The sequence below is a fragment of the Mesorhizobium sp. M7A.F.Ca.MR.148.00.0.0 genome (assembly GCF_003997735.1).
Taxonomy (GTDB): domain Bacteria; phylum Pseudomonadota; class Alphaproteobacteria; order Rhizobiales; family Rhizobiaceae; genus Mesorhizobium.
The window spans coordinates 241-492 of sequence record NZ_RZTB01000395.1 but is presented as its reverse complement, the minus strand read 5'-3'; the positions used below and the strand labels follow the sequence as shown (position 1 = coordinate 492).

The following is a 252-nucleotide window of genomic DNA, read 5'->3' as shown; positions in this document are numbered from 1 at the left end:
AGGGCGAGGCGGTGCGGCTGGAAGAGACCGCCGCCTATGACTGGGTCTTCCAGTCTGGCGGCTCGCCCTTGCGCCAGGCCATGGAGAGCAACTTCCTCAACCGCAACATCGCTTTGCCGGACCGCATCCTGAACACCAGTTCGCTGCTCCTGACCCTGGTCATGGTCGCGCAGTCCGACGCCATTGCGCCGGTCTCGGTCCAGGTGGCGAAATTCATCCAGAACCCTGACGGGCTGGCCGGCGCCATCGACG

General features: G+C 65.5%; 1 pseudogene (only partly in view). It reads left to right on the top strand.

What is annotated here, in order from left to right:
• Positions 1–252 (top strand): annotated as a pseudogene (locus EOB49_RS34675) (LysR substrate-binding domain-containing protein); its annotated part runs 112 nt beyond the window's last position; the annotation flags it as partial.